The organism is Methanosarcina hadiensis (assembly GCF_046529725.1).
Lineage (GTDB): Archaea > Halobacteriota > Methanosarcinia > Methanosarcinales > Methanosarcinaceae > Methanosarcina > Methanosarcina hadiensis.
On the sequence record NZ_CP136241.1, the window covers coordinates 2,819,987 to 2,845,374 of the forward strand.

Consider the following 25,388-nt stretch of genomic DNA (forward strand, 5'->3'; position numbering starts at 1 on the left):
GTGTTATTGTATATATCAAATATATACGTTCCTAATTTTTATTATAAAAATAGGTATATTATATCTATTAACGAATATAGAAAGTAGTAAAACATTTAATCCACCCAAACAATACATACCATCTAATGCCAAAACTCACTCTAATCTCCACCATCTATTCTCTTGAACCTGTTATTATCTGTGTGACGCGACTCGCTCCTTCTAAAATCATACTCCTTTCAGAAGAAGGGGCAAATGAAAAAAAGTTACAGTCCGAAGACATAATTGAAAAAACCTTTAAAAATGCGCTTGAAGTCGAGAAGAAATATACTGCTCTTTATGATACCATCCGAGTGGCAAAAGATGTTGCTGAACTGATCGAAAAAGAACACGATAGAGGCAACCAGGTAATTGTTAATGTTTCCGGAGGCAGAAAGCCGCAGGCTTTTGGTGCGCTTTTCGGGGCGTATGCGAGAAATGACATGGTGCAGAGAATTGTTTATGTGACCGAAGAAGACAGCATGATGATTGATTTTCCTGTGTTGAGTTTCAATCTTTCAGAAACCAAGAAACTGATACTGGAAGAGATTCAGAAAGGGAACTCATCTGTCACGAAGATTGCGGCAACTGCCGGAATTTCTAAAGGTATGACTTACAACCATCTAAGGGAACTAAAATCGATGGGATATATTGCGGACGGGGACAGCGGATACGTAATAACTGATGCAGGAAAAATTGCCTCTATATAATATCCTGAGAAAAATATAAATGAGGAATTAAAAAGATATAGAGATACTAACGGAAAAAACAGGTATTTTAAGGATTATTTGTTCAAGTACTTTGAATTTTTTTCACACTAGGCGACAACAAATGGAAATAAAGAATCCTAAACAAAATACAATACCGGAGAAAGCACAGAATAACACAAACACATGATAAACTGTCTTATTAAAATTTTAAAAGTGACAATACTATGCTATGACCGGGTAAAAAGGGAAAAATACTTGTGAAACATTCAATTATCTGGCAGACAGACAAAGCTTTCACAGATGGATCGCCTGCAGACCAGACTGCTGGCGAAATATATGGGAACAAAAACTAGGGAACATGGGGGAGAAGGGGCTAATAGATGCGGTATGGGGGTACTGCGTCGGAAAAACTCCTCTCCCTTATCTTCTTAGACCTTTAAATTTTATTAGATTTCATTTACCGGAAATATTATTTACGAAAAATTCAATCTCCAGGAAAATTAATTTTCTTCCAGGGAAAAATTATATCTCCTTATATCTCTGTACATCTTCTATTCACAGAGTCCTTTATCACGGTTTTATTGTTTCCTCTTTTTATTTTTTCTTCTTTTTATTGTTTCCTCTTTTTATTTTTTCATGGCTTCTACACGGAGGTCAGGAGGGAATTTTTCGATTGCGTACCTGAGGGAGGTCCTGGGCATTTCTTTTTTGTTTTCCATGACGTATTCGAAGACTTCCTGCTGGTGGGCTTTGCTGGCTTCTTTAAGCATCCAGCCGTAGCCTTTTCGGACGAGGTCGTCTTTGTCTGTAAGGAGGATATTTGCGATTGCAAAGACTTCGGGCAGGAAAAGGCCTTTTCTTGCGGGCAGGACAAGGGTTACTGCTGATGCTCTCCTGAGCCAGCGGTTGTCTGACTTTGCCCAGATTTTGAGGTTTTCAACATAGTCCGGGAACTCCTCGATAAAAGAGCCAACCGCGTGGTTGCACAGGGTATCGCATTTTGCCCAGTTGTTAACATAGTTTTTAACCCAGCGCTCAAAGACCTGAAAATCGGCTTCAGTATATTCGTCCCTGACCATGTATGCCCAATCGAAGGCGATATAGGCTTCCTCACAGTAATCCGACTGCAGGAGTTTTTCAGCAAGGGAGAACACATTCTTTTTATCTGCCTTTCCTGCCTGTTTCATTTCCTTAAAGTAGTCTTTTGCAATTTTTCCTACAATAGAAGTCTTTACTCCGTGGCATTTCACTTCTTCTTTAAAAAAGCGGGAAGAACTGCTCTTTGTCTTCTCGTCAATGTTTTCTGTCAGATCCTTTCTAATCCTGGCTATGATATCGGCTTGCACAGTTCTATATTTAATCAAAGGTTTTACTTATACTTTATTTTTAGACCGGGATTAAACATCTCAGGAAGAAAAAACCGGGAAAGCACTGAAAACATTTTTCATTAAGAAAACTTAATTTTCCATCATGCCTCAAGTAAAAATTCGCCCCCAGGAGGTTTCCGATGCAGAACGTTTTTTTGAAATTCTCACACACCTGGACTATGAGTTTATAGAAATCCCGGTAAAAACCCTTGAGGACGAAAAGCGGTTTTTGAAAATGAATGATGTGAGAAGGAAAACCAATTTTGAACATAACTATTCTATCATTTTTGATGAAAAACTTGTAGGAGCCTGCGGGATAAGGATCGATCAGCACAGGCCGTGGGTTGGGGAAATTGGCTATTTTGTTGATACGGCATACCAGAGGCAGGGCATTGCAACCGAAGCTGTAAAGCAGCTTGAAAAAATCGGTTTTAATGAACTAAGACTTAAGAGAATTACCATCCTGATGGACACCCGAAACCTCGCAAGCGAACAGGTCGCACTGAAGTGCGGATACGAAAAAGAAGGAATAGCAAAAAAGATCCACAGGATAGAAGAAGAATATTACGACTGCTTTGTGTATGCGAAAACCAGGTAAAAATCAGGGCAGCAGATGTGAGCAATATAAGATAAGAAGAAAAGCAATAAGATAAGAAGAAAAGCAATAAGATAAGAAGAAAAGCAAATACTAAAAAACAAGCAGTAAAAAGCAAGCAATAAAAGAAAATCTGGAGGCAAGCAGTAAAAAAGCAAATCTGGAAGCAAGCGGTAAAAAGCAAACAGCAAAGGCAAGCCACAGAAGCTAATATAAAACCAAACCGCAAAAAGTGAACAGCATAAAAGTAAAAAACAAAAGGCAAACCGTAAAAATAGAACCTGATGCTGGCAGAAAAATATCGAAAGGAAAAAATGGAGGAAAAAGAGGCCTTATACAGGGTTTAAAGTCTCAGAGTAGTCCCAGATACTCTATCAGACTGCTCCCGTACCAGACCACCATCAGGTTGTTTGCGGTAACCAGAATGCCTACGGATTCAATTATACGTTTTGTAAGCTCCCACCGCCCCTGCGATGTTTTTATTATTGGAGCTACGTAAAACAGCAGAAGGACAAATGCAAATTTTATCAGCAGAAGATGGTAGATTCCGTAATTCTCCAGGATCATTGCAGGAACAGGATTATATTCTGTGCCGAACGGAAGGGCATAAAACGTAGATGCCCAGTCTCCTATCACATAGAAAAGAATGATAAAACGAATATCGTACAGATAATTTCCGAATGAACTCCTGGTATAGCTAACTTCCAACAAAAGACCTCCCTTTTACAACCTTTCTGTATTTCGTTAAATGCGACTTTATTTTTTAGGATTATATAAACATAAGAAACAAAGATAGTGGCTCAGAAACTTTATTAAGCAACATTAAAGAGATATAATAGAATTTACAACGTTTACAAACTGCAGAATATGAAATAAAGTAGTAAACTGGCTTAAAATAGCAAATAACAGTATAATATTAATTTAACGGGCATTTTTATGAAATTTTATAAAAAAGAAATAATTAAAGGCTTTCAGCCACGTTTCTGAACAATAGTAAGTCATGTTTTCTGTTGGATATTCTAATGAGCCTGCATGGAGAAAGAAAGGACTTTTTTCGATCAAACGTTTCAGAAAGTTAAAAAATAAATTACAGAGATAGAAAAGCTTAAGAAGGAAAGCTTAATTAAAAGGGACGTTTCGGCAAGAAAGAGTTCCGTAAAAAAGGAGCAAAAAAAGATTCAAAAAGCCTGAGAAACCTGAAAGCATCATTAACATGAGCAGGTTATAAATAAGGATCCCTGTGGTTAATACTAAAAATAAGGTTTCGATGTTGTTAATATAAAAATAAGAACTCGTTGTGGTTAATATAAAAATAAGGGCTTGTTGTGGTTAATATTAAAAATGTGGCTGAAACAAACCATTGCTGAAGTTTTGATTTCAGGAACTTTGATTTCAAATTATAAAGATGATAATAATGGATGAGAAATTAAAAAATACAGGGATAGGAAATTCCCCTTCCCTGCTGGAAATGAAAAATGTTACAGTTGTAAGAAGCGGGAAAAAGATCCTTGATTCCGTATCTCTTAAAATCGAGCAGGGAGAACATGTTGCAATAATAGGTCCCAACGGCTCTGGCAAGTCCTCCCTCATAAAGACCCTGACAAAAGAATATTATCCTCTGGCAGGAGCTGAAGGGCTCGTAATGAAAATAATGGGAAAAGAGACCTGGCATGTCTTTGACCTCAGAAAACTTCTCGGGATAGTATCCGGAGACCTTCAGCAGACTTACTGCCGTCAGATCAGGGTCTTTGATGTAATTCTATCCGGGTTTTTCAGCAGCATAGGAATATATTACAACCACAAAGTTACCCCTGAGATGGAATCCAGAGCAGAAGAAATTCTCGAATTCCTTGAGATCCCCCACCTCGCAGAAAGGCTGATGTGCGAACTTTCAACAGGGGAAGCAAGAAGAGTACTTATAGGGCGGGCTCTTATCCACGATCCCCAGGCGCTTATACTTGACGAACCTGCAAACAGCCTTGACTTAAAAGCTATGCACAGTTTCCGTGAGAGCATCAGGAAAATAGCGGGTTCAGGAAAAAACATTATTCTTGTCACCCACAACCTGCAGGACGTCATCCCTGAAATAAGCCGCATAATTTTGATAAAAGAAGGAAAAGTTTTCATGGACGGAAAAAAAGAAGATATCCTGACAGACAAAAACCTCTCCGAGCTTTTCTCTCTTCCTGTAGAGGTTATCAGGAAAAACGGCTATTACCAGGCCTGTAGCTAAATAGAAACAGCTCAGGTTCAGCCATTTTTTATTATTTTCAATATTTCTCTCCATTTCTTTTCAGGAAAATCGGGATATCAAAATATTCTGATATAGAAATCTTACATTTTAATATTAAAGGGACCATATTTACCTTCTAATCATATTTACCTTCTAATCATATTTACCTTCTAATCATATTTACCTTCTAATCATATTTACCTTCTAATCATATTTACCTTCTAATCATATTTACCTTCTAATCATATTTACTTTTTAATATAGCTGGTTGCATAAAACAGGTAGAATATAGAGTTTAATTTGGAGTTCAGCACCAGATTGAAGATTCAATTATATAAGGTTTAGGAATATATAAAACAGAGATTTTCCTGTGAATATTCTGCAGGAGAGCAGAGGAGTCTACATGCCGGTAATGACCATAATAGGGTGCAGGATGTTCGAAGACGAGATTATGCACCTTCTTGAAAACGATCCTGAAATTGAAAAAGTGCTTGTAGTGGAAAACGAGGACAGCCAGGGCATTAAAGGAAAGATGACCGGAGCAGGGCTTGAGTACACCGCTCTTCCCCTTGAAGAGATCCGAGAGAAATCCGCAGAAAAAGGTAAAGGCCTGACACTGGTAATTTATATGCTTGAGCTTGCCCTGCATGCAATCCCGGAAAACCTTAAAAAAACCGTCTATTCAAAGGTTGAACTTATGGCTCCTCGCTCGGATGGAATCCTCATTTTTTACGGGCTTTGCGGAAACGTACTCGGAAAAATCGAAGAAGACTTCGGAGCCCTGGACTGCAGGGTCTGCATCCTGAAAGAAGAGAACGGGGAAATTGTTGACGACTGTATAGGCGCAGTTCTTGGAGGCAGGAAGCAATACCTGCAAGCCCTGAAAAGCTGCAAAGGGGTGGGAACCTTTTTCCTGACACCTATGTGGGCTGCAAACTGGAGGGAAATGATCAGAACTGCAGGCCTGAGCCAGAATCCTGACGACGTGGCTATGTCGAAGTTTGTCTTCGATTATGCAGGCTACAAAAGAGTGGCAAGGGTAAACACAGGCCTTGTTTATGAAAAAAATTTTGAGGAATGCGTAAAAGAATTTTCCTCACTCTTTGAGTTTGAAGTCACTGACCTTGAAGGTACCCTGCATCTTGTAGAAAATTGTTATGCAAAAACGAAAGCTTCTATACTTGATGCCTGCCCTCAAGCCTGAACTTAAAAACGGGCATGGAAGGTTTTCCCGTCTCATTTCAGCCTGTTTATGTTTTCCATTCTCTTTCATTTTTTCTGTTCTTTATCCTTTTTCTGTTCTTTATCCTTTTTCCGTTCTTTTCTTTCCTTACATTTTCCCTTTCCTGTTCTTTCTCCCTCTTTTTGTACTTTTTCCGGTTCCGTACTTTTCCTTTTTTTCTTTTTCCTTACTTTTTCCTTTTTTCCACTCTTTTTTTCGTTCTCTGTTCTTACCCCAATTGATAAGTATTAATATTCACAGGCAGATTTAAAATGAAGACAAAATTTAACGGCAAATGCCTGAGGGGGATTCAGGAATTGGGAAACCATTATATCATGATTGCCGGAGAAGAAGCAGGTCCTGCATCAAATAAGATGGGAGGGATCTGGAACGTCATTAACGAAGAGGCGCATACGCTTGCTGCACTTTTCGACTCCGGAAAACTCAGGGCAAAAGAGAATACGGAAATCCTTATTGCAGGCCCTTACTTCGGGCACATTGGCGCAGACTGGAACAGGGGCCTCAACAGGGTTACAAACATGGAAGGGCTTTCCCCTCTGAGTGTGGACGGGGAACTGGAGAAAAGTCTGAAAGCCCTTGAAAACGAAGGAATAAAAATATTTACGGGAGAAGAAATGGTAGGGGAAACCAGAATAGGTTACCTGCAGTTTCAGACCTCGGATTTTGGAAAGATCCGTTCATCATACATGGGAAAAGAGATGACCCTGGAAAGCCTTGTAAAAGCCGAAGCCTTTGAACTCCTGGGGCTTGATTCCCTGAGATATGAGAGCTTACCGAACGGTGCGGAATATACGCATTACCTTTCCCTTTCTTATTCCATCTCCGAGCTTATCCGGCTCCTTACAGGTTCTGCTCCACGGACTGCCGATACATGGGCAGAAGAAGAAGCTGGACGAGATCTCCTGCCGTGTCCCGGAATCTCCCTTCACTGCCACGAATTCGGGACATTTTACGCGCCTGCGCGGCTTAAAAAACTGGGGATTCCGATAAATACCGTTGCAACCCTTCACGCCACCCTTCCGGGGAGGGCAGCCGGTTACAATTCGATTCAAAAGAGAAGGAATAACGACAGTACATGGCCATCAGGAGTGCCTGAAAACCTCGCCTCACTCGAAGCCTTTGCCAGATATGCGGATACCGTTACCGCAGTAGGGGAATCAACCCGCCAGGAAGCCAGGCTTTTTTACGGAATAAACGGAATTGTTATCAGAAACGGAATAACCATTGAGTCCGAAAACATAGACTGGAACAGGAAAGAGCGCTGCCTGATGCGAATAAGAAATTTCCTTTCCGAAAACCTGTACAGGTATTACGGAGGGGAAAAGATCGAGCCCGAAAAAATCATTCCCATTTTCACTATCTCCCGTATAGAAGTGGAAAATAAAGGATATCCCGACCTTCTTGACTCTCTCGTTTCCCTTGAACACATAATAAGGAACAGTATTATGGAAGGGCATATGGAAGAAAGGATCAAGGTTATTTGCTTCCTGATAGCAGCAGAAGGGCCAAAAGCTAACCTTCCTGAAGGTTTTCCGGTACACCTGCCAAAAGACATACTTGTAGGAAACGAGCTCAGGCTTCAGCAGATGATAGAAGAAAGAAATCTGGATTTCACAAAGCTGGTTAGAGGAAAACGTTCGGTTGCAGCTGTCCTTTACCCTCAGATTATCTCACCGGATGACGGAGGTCTGGACATGGGTGTGAGGGATTTTATGGCAGGCTGCTGTGCAGGAGTGTTCCCTTCCCGCTATGACCCCTTCCTGCTCACAGGGCTTGAAGCAGGAAGGGAGGGAACCCCAAGCGTGGTAAGCCGGGTATGCGGCTTCAGTGATGCCATAAAAACTATAGAATCCCTTATAGAAGGCATGGGCGGAGTGATAGTGGTGGACAATATAGACCTCTCCTATTACGAGACAGTCCTTGATTATTCTCTTGCTGTCAGTTATTTTATCCGAAATTTCGTAGATGACAGAGTTAAATACAAACTTCTCTGTAGGGAAGCTTTTCTCCTTGCAAAAGACATGGACTGGGAGAAGCCGGTGGAGCAGTATTATGAACTGATAAGCGGGGCACGCTTCTGTGCCCAGGAAAATAGCAGTTCATGAAAAGATAAAAAAGAAAGATAAAAAAGGGAAAAAGAAAAGGATTGGAGTATTCGGAAAATGCCGGAAATCAGGAAGCATTATTTTCTCAATGAGTACTGCATAATTGCCGAAGAGAGAGCTAAGAGACCTTCGGATTTTGCAGGGGCAGCCGAAGGTTCCGGAAGGAAAGACTCTGAAAACTGCGCTTTCTGCGCAGGGAACGAAGAAAAAACTCCTCCTGCAACTGCAGTATATAGGAATGGAGAGGTACTTTCCGATACCGAGAAAAAAAGGGTGCGAGACTGGGATTTCCGCTGTTTTCCAAACCTCTACCCTGCACTATCTCCGAATCTGCCTCTCAATGAGTCCCGTGAAAAGGACCGCGAAGTTATTCCGGGATTCGGTTTCCATGAAGTGATAGTTGAATCTCCGGTGCATGGGAAAAAGATGGAAGATTTTTCCGACAAAGAAATATCAGGACTTATGCAGGTCTACAGGGACAGGGCATGCCATTATTATGCCCATGGGAAAATCTCTCATGTCTCCCTGTTCAAAAACTCAGGAAAAGCAGCAGGTGCTTCCCTGGACCATCCTCACAGCCAGCTGATAGCCCTGCCGGTTTGCCCTCCTGTTATTGAAAGGGAACTTGCAGCAATCAGGCGTTCCCAAAACTGCCCTTACTGCACCCTTCTTGAAAAAGAAAAAACTTCGCCCCGCCTCATTTTTGAAAACAGTGATTTCGTAGCTTTTGCCCCCTATTATTCAACTGTACCTTTTGAGGTATGGGTTCTTCCGAAGAGGCACATGAATTTTCTTGGAGAGTTTAGCCCTGAGCTTCTTTTTTCCCTTGGGGAGATTTTAAGAAATGTGCTTGGGAGTTACTCAAGAGTACTTGGAAACACGCCCTACAATTATATGTTCTATCAGCTTTTTGAAACTCCCTGGTACCACCTGAACCTCAGGCTGCTTCCCAGGCTTTCTACGGCTGCGGGATTTGAGTTTAACACGGGAATGTACATTAATCCGGTTTCTCCGGAAAAGGCAGCCTCATACCTGAAAGAAAGCATATGAATTATCTTAGAATAGTTAAGGAGAAAGAAATAATATAGGAGTGAAAGTTTCAAGCCTTAAACATGTAGAAAAACCAGAGATATGTTTATGTATAATTAATAATGAATTAAGTTAGGGAAGTATAGAGATTTTATCCTTAATATTAAAAAATTGTCCTGTAACAGGCATATATATTTTGATGAAATCCTGTTACAGAATGTGTACGTAAAGGGATTTTAAAGGGGAATACGTACGAAACAAATAATTCAGAAAGGCACAACCCGAGTTTACCAGCCTGAAAATATATTTATTCAGGTAAGCTGAAAGGTTTTAATAGAACGGGCCTGGGGAGGCCTGTAACTTATGAAGATCATTACGTCCTTTACTGAGAAAAAAGGAACAAGTGAGTTTATGGAAAAGATCCGAATAGGAATGTTTAGTTGGGAAAGTTTGCATTCAATACGTGTTGGAGGGATTGCGCCCCATGTAACCGAGCTTTCTGAGGCTCTTGCAGCTGAGGGGCATGAGGTTCACCTCTTTACCCGGGGTCACGAAAACAACGACGAAGTGGTCAACGAGGTCCATTACCACAGGATTGCATGCGACCGTACCGGAGGAATAGTTGAACAGATGAACAGGATGTGCGACGGCATGTATTGCCGTTTCCTGGATGTCCGCGAAGAAGCAGGGGAGTTTGATATCCTTCACGGGCATGACTGGCATCCTGTAAATGTCCTCTGCAGGATTAAAGCCCAGTTCGGGCTGCCTTTTGTCCTGACCTTCCACAGCACGGAATGGGGGCGCAATGGAAACCGGCATGGAGACTGGTGGGAAGCAAAAGAGATCTCGCACAGGGAATGGCTCGGAGGCTACGAAGCTTCCGATGTGATTGTAACCTCCACGGTTTTGAAAGAGGAAATTCAGCACATATATAAAATTCCCGATTACAAGTTATGGGAAGTCCCTAACGGCATAAATGTGGGGAAAATAAGAAGGAAAGTTGACCCCGGAGAGATAAAAAGAAATTACGGGATACATCCCTGCCTCCCTGTAGTGCTTTTTACAGGAAGGATGTCGTACCAGAAGGGGCCTGACCTGCTGGTTGAAGCTGCAGCAAAAGTCCTGAGGAAGAGGGATGCCCAGTTCGTGCTAATAGGGGAAGGAGAGATGCGGCCCCATTGTGAAAACCAGGCTTACAGGCTTGGAATTGGGGACTCCTGCAATTTCCTTGGTTACGCCCCGGACAATACGGTGATAGACTGGTTCAATGCCTGTGACCTTGTCTGCGTTCCGAGCAGGAACGAGCCATTCGGAATAGTTGTCCTTGAAGCATGGGATGCCAGAAAACCCGTCGTTGCAAGCGACGCAGTCGCCCTTGTTGAGAACTTCAGGACCGGAATCATTGCTCATAAAGAGCCGTCTTCCATTGCCTGGGGACTCAATTATGTACTTGAGGGTCTCGGCCGCAACAGGATGGGAGAAAAGGGTTATGATCTCCTGAAAAAGAGATACAACTGGGAGACAATAGCCAGAAAGACCATTGATGTATATGAAAAAGTTATGGAAAAAACCTGATTGTTAAATTCACTGTATAAAAACAGGATACGCAGGGTACTTAAAAACCGTGAATCCCGAAAATCGGGGCACTTAAAACTCCGGAAGGTCTGGTCCGGAAGAAAAGTATAAGAGGGAGACGTTACACAACGTCTTCCTCATCATCTTCATCGAATTCTTTATAACTGTCGCTTCCTACCATAGCTGCCGAGATGGAGTCAATCCCGTCAAGCCATTCCGCAACAATTCCGTATGGAAGTTCAGCCATCGCCTCTTCAGGCAGGGTCTGCCCTTTGAGCACGAGTGCACCGCACTGGGCAGTGAAGTCGAGGGCAAGATCCAGGTTATCCGAAGCTTCTGCATCAACTGCTGCTTTTATGAGTTCTGCGATATTTGCTCCTTCGTCGTAGTCACCCATGACATAATTTTCAAAGGCGATAAAAGCCCCCATCAAAGAGGTTCTTACGGACTCAATCATAAGGTCAATATCTTCGGAAATCGGATCGACCTCGGAAAATACAATATCCCTGACCTCCCCAAGAATCTCTAAAGCCTGTTCTTTGGAGAGCATTTCCTTTTCAAAGCGAGCGGTTACTTTCAGGCAGGCAAGAATTACATCATCTACCATATTAACAAATACAGCACTTTCCTTGCCGGCTTCTTCTTCAGACTCTTTTATTTGAAAACCGCTTTCCTTTGCCCGTCCGAGCCAGTTTTCCCAGCGCTTTTGGGTATAAAATTCATAGGGGGGGACCTGGTTCATTTCATGTTCAGGCACTTATAACACCGCTTTATAAACCTTTTTTATTACTAATCATTCTTACTATTACTAAAAGGTGTTTGTTTATGTTCACCACGAAAGCTTAACCTTTTTCAAGGAACTGCCGGCTTCACATTTTGAATCAAGGCTCTCAAGAACCTCTACAATTTTACACTTGTCACCTTTTATAAGCCCTTCAGGGTGGCAGGTCTCGTACTCACCACACTCTCTTTTGCCACATTTAGCGGGCTCATACATAACCTTTGCCCCTTCAACTGCTTTTCTGGACTCCACACTTGTCGTGATAGGAGCCCTGCAAACGTCTACGGCAAGAACCCCGCTGTCATGAAGGAAACATTCGTGTATGTCCTTACTCTTAATTCTTACAACTCTATACCTGCGCCCGGGCTCAAGGTTAAGGCAGGTATTTTTCAAACGGCATTTCTTGCATTCAGGCATTTCACCTTTGAATATGAATTCCAGCCCTTCCCTTGCAAGCCGTGATCCGATGAGTGTTATTTTGGTATCATTTTCTGTCATAATGGTTCTTCCATTTAAATTTTTTTCGGGTAGTTCTTGAGTTTTCAGGATACCTGAAGTTATCCCCAAACATCTTGAATTCAGCATTGAATCTGGACGTGAAATGAGTAATTTAAATTAAGATTAATCCTGTAGATTAAACTCACATTAATTCAATGACATTAATTCAATGACACTAATTCAATGACACTAATTCAATGAGCAGCTAATTAATAAATTCGAATACGGTTAAATGATTCTGATTATTCATGCATCCGAAGATTTTAGCGAGTTGCTGATTTCTTTTTCAGCCTGAATTAAAACAACTTTTCAATTTATGACCTTTGTGATTCTTGCAACTTTTTCAGCTGCCTCCGGGGTCAGGCCGTTCCCAAGAATTGTATAGCGGTCCGGCCGAATACTATGTGCCTGTACCAGCGCTTCAATTATATATTTGTCCTCTATGCCAAGCTCTTCGGCATTTGTGGGAGCCCCGATCTTTTTTAAAGCATCTCTTATCTCCTGCCAGTTTCCTCCATGCAGGTACATCATCATAATTGTGCCGACTCCGCACTGTTCCCCGTGCAGTGCTGATTTTGGGGCAATCCTGTCAAGGGCGTGACTGAACATATGTTCCGATCCCGAAGCCGGTCTTGAAGAGCCTGCAATACTCATTGCAACCCCATTCGATACAAGTGCTTTTAGCACAAGCCTGGTAGAAGTCTCATGTTCCGGCTTTATCGAATCAGCATTTTCTATTATTACCCTTGCTGCCATGCGGGATAAAGCAGCAGCGTATTCCCCAAAATACTCATTTCTGAGCCGGCTTGCAAGTTCCCAGTCCAGAACTGCAGTATAATTGGAAATAATGTCTCCACAGCCAGCGGCAAGAAAACGGAAAGGAGCTGCTGAGATAATCTCCGTGTCCGCAATTACCGCAATGGGAGCCTGAGCCTGTGCAGAAGCATTTTTCCCGTTATCAACTATTGATGCGCGAGAAGATGCTATCCCGTCATGGGAAGCTGCAGTGGGCACACTGATAAAAGGAAGCTCAAGCTTTGTCGAGGCAAGTTTCGCAAGATCAATCGATCTTCCGCTCCCTACACCGAGGAGAAAACTGGCATCCATCTCAAGAGCCTTTTCTGTAATTCTCTCAACTTCCTCCATTGTGGCCCTGCAGGTAAGGATCGCCTCCGCACTGTCCCCGGTATCCTCAAGGAGCTTGCAGACTCTCCTGCCCGCAACATCCTGTGTAGTGCCTCCGGTTACTACCAGCGCATTTCCTTTAAGTTTAAGATCCCTGCAGACATCTCCTACTTCTTCAAGTACACCGTGCCCGATAAGTACATCTCTCGGAAACTGCATCCATTTTGCGCTGTTTTTATTAAGAGTCAATTTCATACCCGCATGAATTTTTAATTGTGATAAAGATTGCTGTATACTGAGTTTATGACTCAATTTCATGAACTATGACTCAACTTCATAAACTGGAATTAACTATCCAGCCAGAGAATGAGCTTACTTACTGGAAATAATATTCAGAGTGTTATTGCAAATATCTATATTTATAAGGTATTTAACACCAGCAGATTCTTACTGGCAACTGGCGCCGCAGATAATAACAGTACCTGCAGAGAATATGATAACTTATGGAATATAATATACGTAGTTTAATAGAATGACTTAATTCATTAACTTAATTCCTGATTATGTTTGGAACAAATGTTCCTGACTATTCAGCCTTTATCTTCCCTTATTCGGTTATTCTTTCGGTTCTTCCCTCATTTGATTACTTCCTGTTCTTCCCTCATTTGATTATTCTTTCGGTTCTTCCCCTGTTCGTTATTCGTTCTGTTGATTTCTGTTATTTTCTTCAAAACTATACCGGAATTCCGTACTGCTTATAATGGATTGGACATTTTTCCCAGGGAGTTTACGTTCCATCAGGGCAATTTACTTAAACCAATTCTCTCTATTGAGAAGTCCATTAACTCTACCAGATACAATTGTAAAGGTAAATTATAAAAATATAGAAATATAATTATCGGATAATTTAACGCCCTTTATGATATATTTGTTATCATGGAGCAGATCTTCAAGAAAGCAAAGAAATATCTGTAATTAAACCGAAGATCATTCTCACTGTTAAGGTCGCTGCCTTTTCAGTAAGAAAATAAATTTATAAATATATGAGCCCGTACACAGAGTTGATTATTTGCGGTGTATTAATTGTAGTGGATTATTGCCGTTTTGAATGAGTGATAAGATGAGTTTTTTAATGGAAAAAATTTCGCAATTTATCAATACCTATTACCTGGACCCCATAAGAGGCGATGAAGGGTATAATCTTGTAAACACATTTACCTGGGCAGTGGTACTGGGCATCTGTATTTTTGGGGTTTTCAGGCTCCTTGAAAAGCTGGAAGTGAAGATAACTCCAAAGTTTGTTACCTCACTTCTGCCGTTCGTACTTGCAGGGGCTTCCCTGCGCGTAGTTGAAGACTCTATGAAAGATGCGGGCCTTAGCTTCTTTCAGCCCCCTTTCAGCTATTTGCTGATAACCCCTAACATTTACTTCCTGGTTTTCGCAATAACCGTAGCCTGCCTGTTGATTTCGATCAGGGTACAGAAGGCAGGGCTTGTAAAGGATTATCATCCGGTCTTTGCAGGCTTTGGGCTGACATGGTTTTTATTGAATATCGGGACACTTTTATATTTCGAAAACGTGGTGGTCCCTTATGTTCCGGTTTTTGTACTTGGAGCAGGTATAGGGCTGACATTTGCCTTTTACCTGATTGCCCGCCACCTAAAATCCTCGATTTTCACTGATCCCATGAATCTTTCAATCCTGCTTGCCCATATGCTGGACGCCTCTTCAACGTATGTGGGAATAGACATAGTAGGCGGATATTTTGAAAAACACGTGCTCCCTTCTTATCTTATTGAATTAACGAACACTGCACTGGTTATGTATCCATTGAAGATAGTTATCTTCGTAGGGGTTCTTTATGCACTTGATACTCAGTTTGAGAAAGACGAGGAATCAACCAACCTGAAAATGCTGATTAAAATGGTTATTCTGATACTCGGGCTTGCTCCGGCAACCAGGAATACGATCAGAATGACGCTGGGAATCTGAAAAAGCAGTAAACATGTACATGTCTGATGCCGGAGTTTAATAAATCGGGTTTCTATTGGGGATAAGCATGGAAACAGAAGTGGATAACTTACCAGGAAAGGATGGAGAAGTAAGGACGGAAACTCCTGATGAGGAAAGGGGGGAAAAAATACACTCTCCATCAGAAAGCACTTTTTTAGCCGACAGGGGAGAAATAAATCCCCGGCCTCCAGGAAGAAGCAGTTCAAGATTATCAGGGTTTACAGATTACCTGCGTTTCATCTGGCCTTATGTCCTTTTCATTACCTTTGTATTCTTCGTGGCTTTGTTTGCAGGCTACATTTCGTCGGCAAACTATCCGGATATGGCGGATAAACTCATGGAAAGTTTCAGTGCCCGTTTTGCGCCTCTCCTTTCTATGCCCCCGATATTCATTATGCTTGGAATCTTTTTTAATAATGCATTTGTAAGCCTTCTTTTTCTCGTACTCGGGCTTGCCCTGGGTATCTTTCCGGTACTTCTCATCGCATTCAATGGGTACGTCGTAGGAGTTATCTCCCATATAGCAGCGCAGGAAAGAGGCCTTGGTTTTATTGTACTTGCCCTTGTTCCCCACGGAATAATAGAGCTCCCCATGGTGTTTTTGTCGGCAGGGATAGGGCTCAGGCTGGGACATCAGGTTTTTGATGCTCTTATAGGCAGGCCCACAGAGATAAAAAAAGAATTTAAGGAAGGAATGAGATTTTACTTTAGCTGGATTTTGCCCCTTCTCTTTCTGGCAGCTATAGTTGAGACCTTTATTACACCTTTGATCCTGAGTTTCCTCTAAAAATCAGACTAAATAAAGCTGCCGTAAGAGGGCAAACCAGCACTTCAATTATTCTATTTATAAGCCCTTCATTTTACTCTGTTTATATGCCTCCAGCTTACCCTATATTTATAAATGATTACTTCTATTAGAAAGCGTTTTAATAGGTAAAGCCGCTTATGGGGAAAAAATCCGATAAAACTTTTGTTTAATAAAATCCGGCAAGCTGCCGCATGACCTGTTTTTCAGGAAAAGTTATCTTAATACCGGTTAAAAATCACACAGGATAATCCTGATCACCGCTCACAGAAGTATTCAATACCTCGAAAACTGAGAGACATCACATATGATTGACAGGAAAGAAATAAAGGAAATTGCTGAAGGCTATTACGCGCACGCTGATAAAATCAAAGTAGGGACAATCGCCTCCCACTCCGGACTCGATATTTGCGACGGGGCAGTTGAAGAAGACTTCAGGACCCTTGCCGTCTGCCAGGCAGGAAGGGAGAAGACATATACTGAATATTTCAGGGCCCAGAGAGACCCATACGGAAAAATAAAGAGAGGAATTGTTGATGAAGCAGTCGTGTTTAAAAAGTATAATGAAATCCTTCTGCCCCAGAACCAGCAGAAGCTGGTTGATGAGAAAGTGCTTTTTATCCCTAACCGCTCTTTTACTTCCTATTGCAGCATAGACGAGATAGAAGAGAATTTCAGGGTCCCCATGGTAGGAAGCAGAAACCTTCTCAGGAGTGAGGAGAGAAGCGAACAGCAGAGCTACTACTGGATTCTTGAAAAGGCAGGGCTTCCATTCCCTGAAAAAATAGAATCCCCACAGGACATTAATGAGCTCGTTATGGTAAAACTTCCCCATGCAGTAAAGAAACTGGAAAGGGGCTTTTTTACGGCTTCAAGCTATAAGGAGTACCAGGAAAAATCCGAAGCCCTTATCAAGCAGGGAGTGATCACTCGCGAAGCCCTTGAGAATGCCAGGATCGAGCGCTATATTATAGGGCCTGTATTTAATCTTGATATGTTCTATTCCCCAATAGAGCCGAAAATGAGCAGGCTGGAACTCCTCGGAGTTGACTGGCGCTTTGAGACAAGCCTTGACGGGCATGTAAGGCTTCCTGCCTCTCAGCAGATGGCTCTTGCTCCTCACCAGCTCACCCCGGAATATACAGTCTGCGGGCATAACTCGGCAACACTTCGCGAATCTCTCCTTGAGAAAGTGTTCGAAATGGGAGAAAAATACGTAAAAGCCACTCAGGAGCATTACGCGCCCGGAATTATAGGACCTTTCTGTCTCCAGACCTGCGTGGACAAGGACCTTAACTTCTATATTTATGATGTTGCCCCAAGAGTGGGCGGCGGGACAAACGTACACATGTCAGTCGGGCATTCCTATGGCAACTCACTCTGGAGAAGACCGATGAGTACGGGCAGAAGGCTTGCCTTTGAGATCAGACGCGCTCTGGAGCTCGAGAAACTTGATATGATCGTCACATAAATTTATTAAGGCTTTCCGGCATTAGTAGATATGAATTGTGCAGGATACCGTAAACTTTAAAAGGACCCCCTGAATCTGCTAGATTCAAGGCTTAACTAAAAATCTAGTAACAGATCTTGCCTGGCCTTTAAGTTCAAAAATACAGAACTTTCCGGGGAAAGGGGTAAGGCTCATCAGAAGCCTTCAAGCAAAATCCCGCTTTGAGTTATAATTACAGCAAAAAAGGACTACATAATTAATCAAGAATCAGACCGGGTTTAGAATTGGAATCCGCGAGCCCTGCGGAAGAAATCAATATTCCTTTGGGCACGGATTTCGTATAAATACCTGCCTTATATCAGATTATTTTCACCCTACTGGAGGAAACTACAACTTGAGTCAGCCCTGTGTTAATATCGGCATGGTAGGCCATGTCGACCATGGAAAAACCACACTTGTTAGAGCTTTATCCGGCGTGTGGACGGATACGCATAGTGAAGAAGTAAAAAGAGGAATTTCGATAAGATTAGGGTATGCAGATTCCCCGTTTATGAAATGTCCGAAATGCCCTGAACCTCAGTGTTATACTGTGGAGAAGACCTGCCCAGGCTGCGGAGAAAAAACGGAAGAGCACAGGACAGTTTCTTTTGTAGATGCACCGGGACACGAAACCCTGATGGCAACAATGCTTTCCGGCGCTGCAATTATGGACGGGGCGGTGCTTGTGATTGCCGCAAACGAAGACTGCCCTCAGCCTCAGACAAAGGAACACCTTATGGCTCTGGATATCATCGGAATTAAAAATATTGTAATAGTCCAGAATAAAATCGACCTCGTATCAAAGGAAAAGATTATCGAGAACTACCACCAGATAAAAGAATTTGTCAAAGGCACTGTTGCTGAAAACGCGCCTGTAATCCCTATTTCTGCCCAGCAGAATATTAATATTGATATCCTTATAGATGCCCTGGAAACCCAGATCCCTACTCCTGTGCATAAAGTGGACAAGCCAGCCAGCATGCTGATTGCCAGGTCTTTTGACATTAACAAGCCAGGAGCTTCAATTGACGAAATCCGCGGAGGAGTTATCGGAGGCACACTTACGGAAGGTGTACTTCACCCAGGGGACGAGCTCGAAATCAGGCCCGGGATAAAGGTCACAACAGAGGGCAGCACCAGATGGATTCCTATTGTAACCAGGGTTTCATCGATCTTTGCAGGGACAACAAAGGTTGAAGAAGCAACCCCGGGTGGACTTCTTGCCGTTGGAACCTACCTTGACCCTACCCTGACAAAAGGGGACTCATTAACAGGACAGATGGCAGGTGCTCCCGGAACTCTTCCTGAGACAAGACACCAGTTTGTCATGGAACTGCACCTTCTTGATAGGGTTGTGGGAGTCACAAGGGAAGAAAAAATCAATGAAATCAAAACCAGTGAACCTCTTATGCTCAACATAGGAACTGCAACTACCGTAGGCGTGGTTACAAGTGCCCGGAAAAATGAAGCCCAGGTAGCACTGAAACGCCCGATAAGTGCAGCCATCGGGTCGAGAGTCGCTATCAGCAGGAGAATCGATTCCCGCTGGCGGCTCATAGGAGTAGGGGTAATAAAGAATTGAAAATTATAATTGATACCAATGGCTTCATGATCCCTGTCCAGTTCGGAGTGGATATCTTCGAAGAACTGAAAAGGCTGGGTTTTAATGAGTTTTATGTGCCTGAAGCTGTTGTATTTGAAATAGAAAAACTCATAAAGCGGGAAAAAGGTTCAAACCGAACAGCCGCAAAAGTTGCCAGGTCCATGATGGAAAGGTGCAGGCAAATTGCAGGCACCGGACCTGCAGATGATGTGATTCTCAGGCTCGCAAAAGAGATGGAATCGGCTGTTCTGACAAATGATATAGGGTTGAAGCGCAGGCTTGTTGAAAGCGGGATCCAGACCGTGTCCCTGCGCCAGAAAAATAGACTGGATTTTGTTTGAAAAACCCACCGGAGACTTCCGGGCAGCAGTTCCATTGATTAAGTTTACGGGTGATTAGCAGATGTATAAATTGATGAAACTCGTTGATACTGTTCGCATCCCTCCTACCCTTCTCGGGGAAGAAATAATGCCTACCATTAAAAATGCATTAAGGGAAAAACTTGAGGGGCAGGTTGACAAAAAGCTTGGCTCTCTCGTTGCCGTTTACAATATCGATGAGGTTGGAGAAGGGCACATTCTCGTCGGAGACGGGGCTGTGTACTACGATGTTACATTCCAGGCAGTAATGTTTTATCCGGAGCTCCAGGAGATTATTGAAGGTGAAGTCGTTGAGGCTGTCGGCTTTGGAGTCTTCGTAGGAATGGGCCCAATGGATGGGCTGCTACATGTCAGCCAGATTACTGATGACTTTATTTCTTATGATGCAAAGAATGCAAGGCTTGTTACTAAGAACGGAGGCAAGTCAATTGGCGAAGGCGACCACGTAAGAGCCAGGATTGTTGCAGTCAGCATCAATGAAAGGGAACCGAAAGAAAGCAAGATAGGGCTTACCATGCGCCAGACAGCCCTTGGAAAATTGCAGTGGCTTGAAGAAGCCCGCAAAAAGAAGCAGCCACAGGAAGCCCCGGGTGAAGGGACTGCCTGAATAAAAAAAGGCAAAAAAGAGGAATTTTTATGCCAGAGAAAGTCTGTCGACACTGCCTTAGGGTCCTCGAAGGGCAAACATGTCCTGTTTGCGGAACTTCGGACCTTGCAGAAGAATGGAGTGGACTTGTTATTATTCTTGACACCGAACGCTCGGAAATTGCAAAAAGACTCGGGGTTGACATCCCGGATAGATTTGCCTTGAAGGTGCGATGAGTTGAGTGTCCATATCGAGCTTCCGAGAGAACTCCGCCCGCTTATGAAAAAGCCCCTTGGGACTTTATACACGGGAAAGGGCAGGGATACGGTAGAGAAGTTTATGGGAGAGCTCTCAAGCCCCACAAAACTTATATCCGTAGGGGATGTTACTACTTTCCACCTGCTCGAAGCCGGGATTATTCCGGACATCTGTATCGTGGATGACCGAACCAAAAGGAAACCGGTATCCAGTGATGTTTCGGCCCGGAACAGGGACAAAGTCTATGAAGAAGTTTCGGTTGACAACCCTGCAGGGATAATTACCGACGAGCTTATCAGAACCCTTTGTGAAGCGTTTGCTTCGGAAAAGCTTCTCCGCATTTTCGTAAGAGGAGAAGAAGACCTGGCAACCCTTCCGGTAATCCTTCTGGCTCCTCTGGGGTCTATCGTCCTTTACGGACAGCCGGACGAAGGCGTAGTATTTGTAGAAGTTACCAGGGAGAAGAAAGAGGAAATAAGGGCTCTTTTTGAAAAGCTTATCAGCAAAAATCAAAATAATGAATTGGATAAGATACGGAGAATCCTAGATGGACATAAAAGTCGTTAAAGATAAAAAGAATTCACTTTTAAACAGAAGGGAACTGGATTTCGTTGTGAAATATGAAGGTTCAACTCCTTCCAGAAATGATGTCAGGAACAAGCTTGCTGCAATGTTAAACGCTCCCCTTGAACTGCTGGTTATCCAGAGGATCAAGACAGAATACGGAATGCAGGAAAGCAAGGGCTATGCAAAGCTCTATGAAGATGCGGACCGCATGACACAGGTAGAACAGGCATATATCCTGAAGAGGAACGCCGTCCCTGGATCAGAAACTGAGGGAGAAGAGGCTTAAGCCTTACTGAGGTGTAAAACATGGCAGTAAAAAATTACTATAAAGTCCAGGGCGACTCCGTAACCAGACTCAAACAGTTCTGTCCCAGATGCGGACCCGGTGTATTCCTTGCCGACCACAAAAACCGCCTCGCCTGCGGAAAGTGCGGCTACACCGAGTTCAAGAAATAACCCGCAAGGGAAAATAAATCATTTTTCAACCGGGCTGCAGGAACTTTCCTGCGGCTCCTTTCATTCCGATTGCTTATACTTCAACTCTTTTTCCAACAGTTTTAATTTACTGATTTAATTTGCTGATTTAATTCGCTGATTTAATTCGCTGATACTTTCATCATTTGAGCAGCCCTAGCCCTGTGTATCTGATCTGTTTCAAACGGAGACGGAAAATGGTTTATTTTTGAAATATTATATTTAGCCATTGATATGATCTGAGAAGTATTCATCAGGGAGATTAAAAGAGGAAAAAATATGTCCGGGAAAAACGAGAGAGTAAAGATTATTGCAATCAAGGATATGCATGTAGAAAATCTCAAGATAAAAGGTCTGACATCAAAGACTATTGTTATCAAAAACCTGACCTTAAAAAATGTAAGGCTAATTTTCAGACTCCCGCCGAAAAACTCGCCGGAAAAACAGTAAGGAAAGAATAATGGAAATAATTTTCAGATTACTATTTCATTTGTTTTTTATTCTTCATTAAAAGCCTTCTTTATTTTATTAATCTTTAATATTTCTTCCTTTCCCTTTTTCTTATTTATCTTTCCTATTTCTTTCCCTTTTCTATTATCTCACTTTCACTTTTTCTTTTTCTCCAGTTTTCCCGCTTCTTTCTCTTATTCTTTAATAAAGGAGCGTTTGAAGCTCAGGAAACTGAAATAAAGCTTAGAAGACGTATAAACCACTAAATCAGTAACTTTTTTCTGTAATCGTATTTATATCTGAGAGCATATATAATTCTATACAAATATTTTTAGAAGATAACGCCAGAGGTTTTATGCAGTCTCTTTACGCCAGAGCCTGGTACAGTAAAGCTCTTGCTCTTTTGAACCTGAAAAATCCTATCGGGGCAGAGAAGAATTTTGAGAAGGCTCTCGAAGCTTTTGATTCCTTGATCGAAATAAACCCTCAGGACACAGTTACCTGGCAGTACAGGGGAAATATACTCAGGTATCTTGACAGGCCTGATGAAGCCCTGGAGGCTTTTGAAAAAGCTCTTGATTCCGATCCGGAAAACGTTCCAGCCCGTTACTTTAAAGGCCTGACCCTAGGGTACCTCAACCTGCCCGAAAGGGCTCTGGAAGCTTTCCAAGGAGTTCTTGAAAGGGATGCCGATCATGGAGGTGCCCTTTATTACAGCGGGCTTGCCCTGAATCAGCTAGGAAGGCACAATGAGGCAGTTTCAGCTTTCTCAGAAGCTCTTGAAATAAATCCTGAGAACCCGGGGGCATGGTACTACAGAGGGGTATCTCTCTACGTACTGGGAAAGGGTGCAGAGGCTCTTGAAGCGTTTGAAAAGACACTGGCTCTCGAACCCTCACATGCAGGGGCATGGGGCGGCAAGGCGAAAGCATACCTGTCTCTGAACAGGAGAAGGGAAGCCCTCAGAGCATGTGAGAAGGCTCTTGAACTTGAGCCTTCTTCTGCAGACGCATGGGAAACTCAGGGCAAAATCCTGGAAGGCATAGGAAGGACGGAAGAGGCACTTGGAGCTTTTGAGAAAAGCCTTATTCTTGAGCCCATGAACGCAGAAAACAGGCTGGAAAAAGGAAGGCTTCTAGGAAGCCTGGGAAGATGCGGGGAGGCGCTTCAGGAATTTGAAAGCGTTCTTCAGATAGACAGCTCTCTTACCCAGGCAAAAATTAACAGAGGAAAAGCCCTGCTGGCTCTTGGGAAGTACCAGAAAGCTCTTGACTCTTTCAATAATACACTTAAAGAAGACCCGGATAATTCGGAGGGCTGGGGAGGGGTGGGCAGTTGCTTCCTTGCCCTCGGGAAGTATTACGAAGCTATGAAGGCATATGAAAGAGCCCTGCCCCTGGAGACTAAAAATAGCTGTACCCTGAGCGGGATAGGAGAAATCTATTATGAAATCGGGGACTTTTCCAGAGCTCTGGAATCTTTTGACCAGGCTTTAAAGCTGGATATTGAAAACGCTTTTGCCTGGAATGGAAAAGGAAACGTACTCTATAAACTGGGAAAATACAGGGAAGCTCTGGAAGCTTATGAAAACCTCCTTACTCTTGATTATGAAAGCCTGCCTGCCAGGTACAACAAAGGGGTTGTCCTTTCAAAGCTTTTAACAAGGAAAAATGATACAGAAGGATCTCTTGAAAACCAGTACCAGACAGCTTTTAAAAAATATCTTGACCTGTCCGGAAGGGTTCTTGAAGATAAAATTGGGGCAGAGGGCTGGAACTGCAGGGGGCTTGCCTTTGCGGAACTTGGAGAATACAAAGAAGCCATCAAAGCTTTTGACAGGGCAGCAGAATACAGTTCAGAAGACATATCTCCCCTTGTCCGCAAAGGAATTTCCTTCATGTGCCTAAAAAGATACGAAGAAGCCCTTGAAGCCTTCGATCAGGCAGAAGAGGATTTTTATGCAATCATAGGTGCGGAAAGAAATGGAGGCCCGGAGGCAGAAGGAAAGGCGGAAAGATCCTGGATTAGAAATTCTACCGGTAAAAAGCCTGTTCTGGAAATGCTCAGGAACGCTAAAGGTTTTGCACTTGATGCTTCTGGCAGATATGAAGAAGCCCTTAAAGCCTTTGAGAGCGCAGAAAAGGTTTCGGGAAACGGGAAAATCTCCTACCTTGGGAAAGGCATTGTTTTTACACACTGCGGAGAATGGAAAAAAGCCCTGGAATCATTTGACAGCGTCCTTATTTTCGACCCCGAAAATATCACGGCTCTGGTATTGAAAGCCTTTTCCCTGATAAAGCTTCAGGAATTCGAAAAGGCTGCCGGAATCCTGGAGAAGTTCGCAGTAGAGAAAGCTGATAACGATCTTTCCTTATGTTTGCTGGGTTTTGCCTGTTCAGGGCAGGGAAATTCTGAAAAAGCACTGCAAGCTTACAGGAAAGCAATTGAAGCGAACCCGAAAAATATTCATGCCAGAAACGGGCTTGCAGAGATTTATTTCAGGCTCGGGAACAGCACAGGCGCTTTAAAAGAGCTCGAGACTTCAATTGCAGGAGCTCCGGAGAATTCATTTTCAAGATCCCTGAAAGGCAGAGTAGAGCTTGAAGAACAGGCATATGAAAATGCCCTTGAGTCGTTCAGGCGGGCTCTTACTCTTGATACGGAAGACCAGAGGCTCCTGCTCTGGGACTCATATGCAAGGTATGTATATGCAGAATCCTCTTTTGATGAGGGCAGTGCACGCTTCAGGTACATGCTTCTTGCAGCTGCAGGAAAACTTGAAAAAGCAGCCATCTGCCGGGAAGCTGGAGATAATGAACTTAGAGCTTATGCCCTGTATTTCCTGGGGCTTTTCTACTGTAAAGTCCATTATTTCAGGAAAGCTTCCGAAAGGCTCGAAGAATGCCTTAAGCTTGAAAACTCCAGAAAAGTGAAGCAGCCTGCAAATCTCCTTCTAAAAAATATCCGCTCAAAAAGGCAAAAAAATACCTGGTGGGAATGGTGGTTTTCTCCGGGAGCGCACAGCTTTGTTAAAAAAGCAGTATTCGGGCTAATCCTGGTTATAATATTCAGCATTCTGCTGTCTCATCCGGCAGCTTCAACCCTGCCCCTTGTATCCTGGCCTGCAAACTTTATAAGCCAGATATTTTACCCGGGTGGCGAAAATATTGTCTCGTGGGCACTTTACGGAAGAGAGTACGTGATCTCGGTCCTGCTCCTGTCAGCCCTTCTTGTCCTTCCCGGGTTCGGGTCAGGCAGTGTTGATGACGGAGAACTTGAACTGGAAACTCTTACCCCTCCGGCACCGGATTTCGATATCCCTGCATCCGTCCTGGAAGAGTTTAAGGAAAAGCTTGAAAAAAGCCTTTTCTCACCCGAACCCATGAAGGAAAGCATAGAGAAGCTTGGAAAATTCTGAAACCGCAAACGGATTCTAAAACCGTAAACGAGTTCTGAAAACGTAAAAAGGCGAGTTGAAGATCC

The 25,388-nt window shown here is 42.9% G+C and carries 24 protein-coding genes; 19 read left to right on the forward strand and 5 right to left on the reverse strand.

Features of this window, described 5'->3' with window-relative positions:
- The first annotated feature begins 125 nt into the window (after positions 1-125).
- A complete protein-coding gene (gene csa3, locus RSJ42_RS11980) occupies positions 126-728 on the forward strand; it encodes a CRISPR-associated CARF protein Csa3 (RefSeq protein ID WP_410507516.1) in 603 nt (200 codons plus the stop codon).
- A gap of 626 nt (positions 729-1,354) precedes the next feature.
- Here the strand turns inward: csa3 and RSJ42_RS11985 are convergent.
- Complete coding sequence (locus RSJ42_RS11985; protein WP_410507517.1) at positions 1,355-2,074, reverse strand: DNA alkylation repair protein; 720 nt, start codon at positions 2,072-2,074, stop codon at positions 1,355-1,357.
- 124 nt (positions 2,075-2,198) lie between these two features.
- Between RSJ42_RS11985 and RSJ42_RS11990 the strand changes: the two genes are divergently transcribed.
- Positions 2,199-2,693 (forward strand): GNAT family N-acetyltransferase, encoded by a 495-nt coding sequence (locus RSJ42_RS11990; RefSeq protein ID WP_410507518.1) that lies wholly within the window; start codon positions 2,199-2,201, stop codon positions 2,691-2,693.
- A 348-nt stretch (positions 2,694-3,041) separates the two neighbouring features.
- Here the strand turns inward: RSJ42_RS11990 and RSJ42_RS11995 are convergent, their stop codons facing one another.
- Positions 3,042-3,398 (reverse strand): hypothetical protein, encoded by a 357-nt coding sequence (locus tag RSJ42_RS11995; RefSeq protein WP_410507519.1) that lies wholly within the window; start codon positions 3,396-3,398, stop codon positions 3,042-3,044.
- A gap of 706 nt (positions 3,399-4,104) precedes the next feature.
- Here RSJ42_RS11995 and RSJ42_RS12000 point away from each other — a divergent pair.
- The 5 genes from RSJ42_RS12000 to RSJ42_RS12020 all read left to right on the forward strand — a co-directional run bounded on the left by RSJ42_RS12000 (position 4,105) and on the right by RSJ42_RS12020 (position 10,875).
- Positions 4,105-4,923: an ABC transporter ATP-binding protein gene (locus RSJ42_RS12000; RefSeq protein ID WP_410507520.1), complete on the forward strand. Its 819-nt coding sequence runs from the start codon at positions 4,105-4,107 to the stop codon at positions 4,921-4,923.
- A gap of 403 nt (positions 4,924-5,326) precedes the next feature.
- Positions 5,327-6,127 (forward strand): DUF1638 domain-containing protein, encoded by an 801-nt coding sequence (locus RSJ42_RS12005; protein WP_410510366.1) that lies wholly within the window; start codon positions 5,327-5,329, stop codon positions 6,125-6,127.
- A gap of 290 nt (positions 6,128-6,417) precedes the next feature.
- Positions 6,418-8,271 (forward strand): glycosyltransferase family 4 protein, encoded by a 1,854-nt coding sequence (locus RSJ42_RS12010; RefSeq protein ID WP_410507521.1) that lies wholly within the window; start codon positions 6,418-6,420, stop codon positions 8,269-8,271.
- A gap of 57 nt (positions 8,272-8,328) precedes the next feature.
- A complete protein-coding gene (locus RSJ42_RS12015) occupies positions 8,329-9,321 on the forward strand; it encodes a DUF4921 family protein (RefSeq protein WP_410507522.1) in 993 nt (330 codons plus the stop codon).
- Positions 9,322-9,711: 390 nt separating this feature from the next.
- Positions 9,712-10,875: a glycosyltransferase family 4 protein gene (locus RSJ42_RS12020; protein WP_410510367.1), complete on the forward strand. Its 1,164-nt coding sequence runs from the start codon at positions 9,712-9,714 to the stop codon at positions 10,873-10,875.
- A 121-nt stretch (positions 10,876-10,996) separates the two neighbouring features.
- Here RSJ42_RS12020 and RSJ42_RS12025 read toward each other — a convergent pair whose 3' ends face one another.
- The 3 genes from RSJ42_RS12025 to RSJ42_RS12035 form a co-directional block, all read right to left on the reverse strand.
- Entirely contained in the window at positions 10,997-11,632 is a 636-nt protein-coding gene (locus tag RSJ42_RS12025; RefSeq protein WP_410507523.1) for a DUF2150 family protein, read from the reverse strand.
- 72 nt (positions 11,633-11,704) lie between these two features.
- Positions 11,705-12,154 carry a UPF0179 family protein gene (locus RSJ42_RS12030; protein ID WP_410507524.1) on the reverse strand — a complete coding sequence of 150 codons (450 nt, stop codon included), beginning with the start codon at positions 12,152-12,154 and terminating at the stop codon, positions 11,705-11,707.
- Positions 12,155-12,463: 309 nt separating this feature from the next.
- Complete coding sequence (locus tag RSJ42_RS12035; protein ID WP_410507525.1) at positions 12,464-13,534, reverse strand: NAD(P)-dependent glycerol-1-phosphate dehydrogenase; 1,071 nt, start codon at positions 13,532-13,534, stop codon at positions 12,464-12,466.
- 877 nt (positions 13,535-14,411) lie between these two features.
- Here RSJ42_RS12035 and RSJ42_RS12040 point away from each other — a divergent pair.
- The 12 genes from RSJ42_RS12040 to RSJ42_RS12095 all read left to right on the forward strand — a co-directional run bounded on the left by RSJ42_RS12040 (position 14,412) and on the right by RSJ42_RS12095 (position 25,323).
- Positions 14,412-15,272 carry a DUF63 family protein gene (locus RSJ42_RS12040; RefSeq protein ID WP_410507526.1) on the forward strand — a complete coding sequence of 287 codons (861 nt, stop codon included), beginning with the start codon at positions 14,412-14,414 and terminating at the stop codon, positions 15,270-15,272.
- 67 nt (positions 15,273-15,339) lie between these two features.
- Positions 15,340-16,080 (forward strand): stage II sporulation protein M, encoded by a 741-nt coding sequence (locus RSJ42_RS12045; protein WP_410507527.1) that lies wholly within the window; start codon positions 15,340-15,342, stop codon positions 16,078-16,080.
- A gap of 325 nt (positions 16,081-16,405) precedes the next feature.
- Complete coding sequence (locus RSJ42_RS12050) at positions 16,406-17,569, forward strand: formate--phosphoribosylaminoimidazolecarboxamide ligase family protein (RefSeq protein ID WP_410507528.1); 1,164 nt, start codon at positions 16,406-16,408, stop codon at positions 17,567-17,569.
- Between the two features lie 373 nt (positions 17,570-17,942).
- Positions 17,943-19,169, forward strand: a complete 1,227-nt coding sequence (locus RSJ42_RS12055; RefSeq protein WP_410507529.1) for a translation initiation factor IF-2 subunit gamma — start codon at positions 17,943-17,945, stop codon at positions 19,167-19,169.
- Positions 19,166-19,531, forward strand: coding sequence for a PIN domain-containing protein (locus RSJ42_RS12060; protein ID WP_410507530.1), 366 nt, complete (start codon positions 19,166-19,168; stop codon positions 19,529-19,531). Before RSJ42_RS12055 ends, RSJ42_RS12060 begins: the two co-directional genes overlap by 4 nt.
- 61 nt (positions 19,532-19,592) lie before the next feature.
- Complete coding sequence (locus RSJ42_RS12065) at positions 19,593-20,177, forward strand: DNA-directed RNA polymerase (protein WP_410507531.1); 585 nt, start codon at positions 19,593-19,595, stop codon at positions 20,175-20,177.
- A 29-nt stretch (positions 20,178-20,206) separates the two neighbouring features.
- A complete protein-coding gene (gene spt4 / locus RSJ42_RS12070; RefSeq protein WP_229388444.1) occupies positions 20,207-20,392 on the forward strand; it encodes a transcription elongation factor subunit Spt4 in 186 nt (61 codons plus the stop codon).
- Position 20,393: 1 nt separating this feature from the next.
- Entirely contained in the window at positions 20,394-20,981 is a 588-nt protein-coding gene (locus RSJ42_RS12075) for a GTP-dependent dephospho-CoA kinase family protein (RefSeq protein ID WP_410507532.1), read from the forward strand.
- Positions 20,962-21,267 carry a 30S ribosomal protein S24e gene (locus RSJ42_RS12080; protein WP_410507533.1) on the forward strand — a complete coding sequence of 102 codons (306 nt, stop codon included), beginning with the start codon at positions 20,962-20,964 and terminating at the stop codon, positions 21,265-21,267. The genes RSJ42_RS12075 and RSJ42_RS12080 overlap by 20 nt, the downstream gene beginning before the upstream one ends.
- Positions 21,268-21,287: 20 nt before the next feature.
- Complete coding sequence (locus RSJ42_RS12085) at positions 21,288-21,437, forward strand: 30S ribosomal protein S27ae (protein ID WP_410507534.1); 150 nt, start codon at positions 21,288-21,290, stop codon at positions 21,435-21,437.
- 297 nt (positions 21,438-21,734) lie between these two features.
- Positions 21,735-21,905 carry a hypothetical protein gene (locus RSJ42_RS12090; protein WP_410507535.1) on the forward strand — a complete coding sequence of 57 codons (171 nt, stop codon included), beginning with the start codon at positions 21,735-21,737 and terminating at the stop codon, positions 21,903-21,905.
- Between the two features lie 355 nt (positions 21,906-22,260).
- Positions 22,261-25,323 carry a tetratricopeptide repeat protein gene (locus tag RSJ42_RS12095; RefSeq protein WP_410507536.1) on the forward strand — a complete coding sequence of 1,021 codons (3,063 nt, stop codon included), beginning with the start codon at positions 22,261-22,263 and terminating at the stop codon, positions 25,321-25,323.
- The last annotated feature ends 65 nt before the right edge of the window (positions 25,324-25,388 follow it).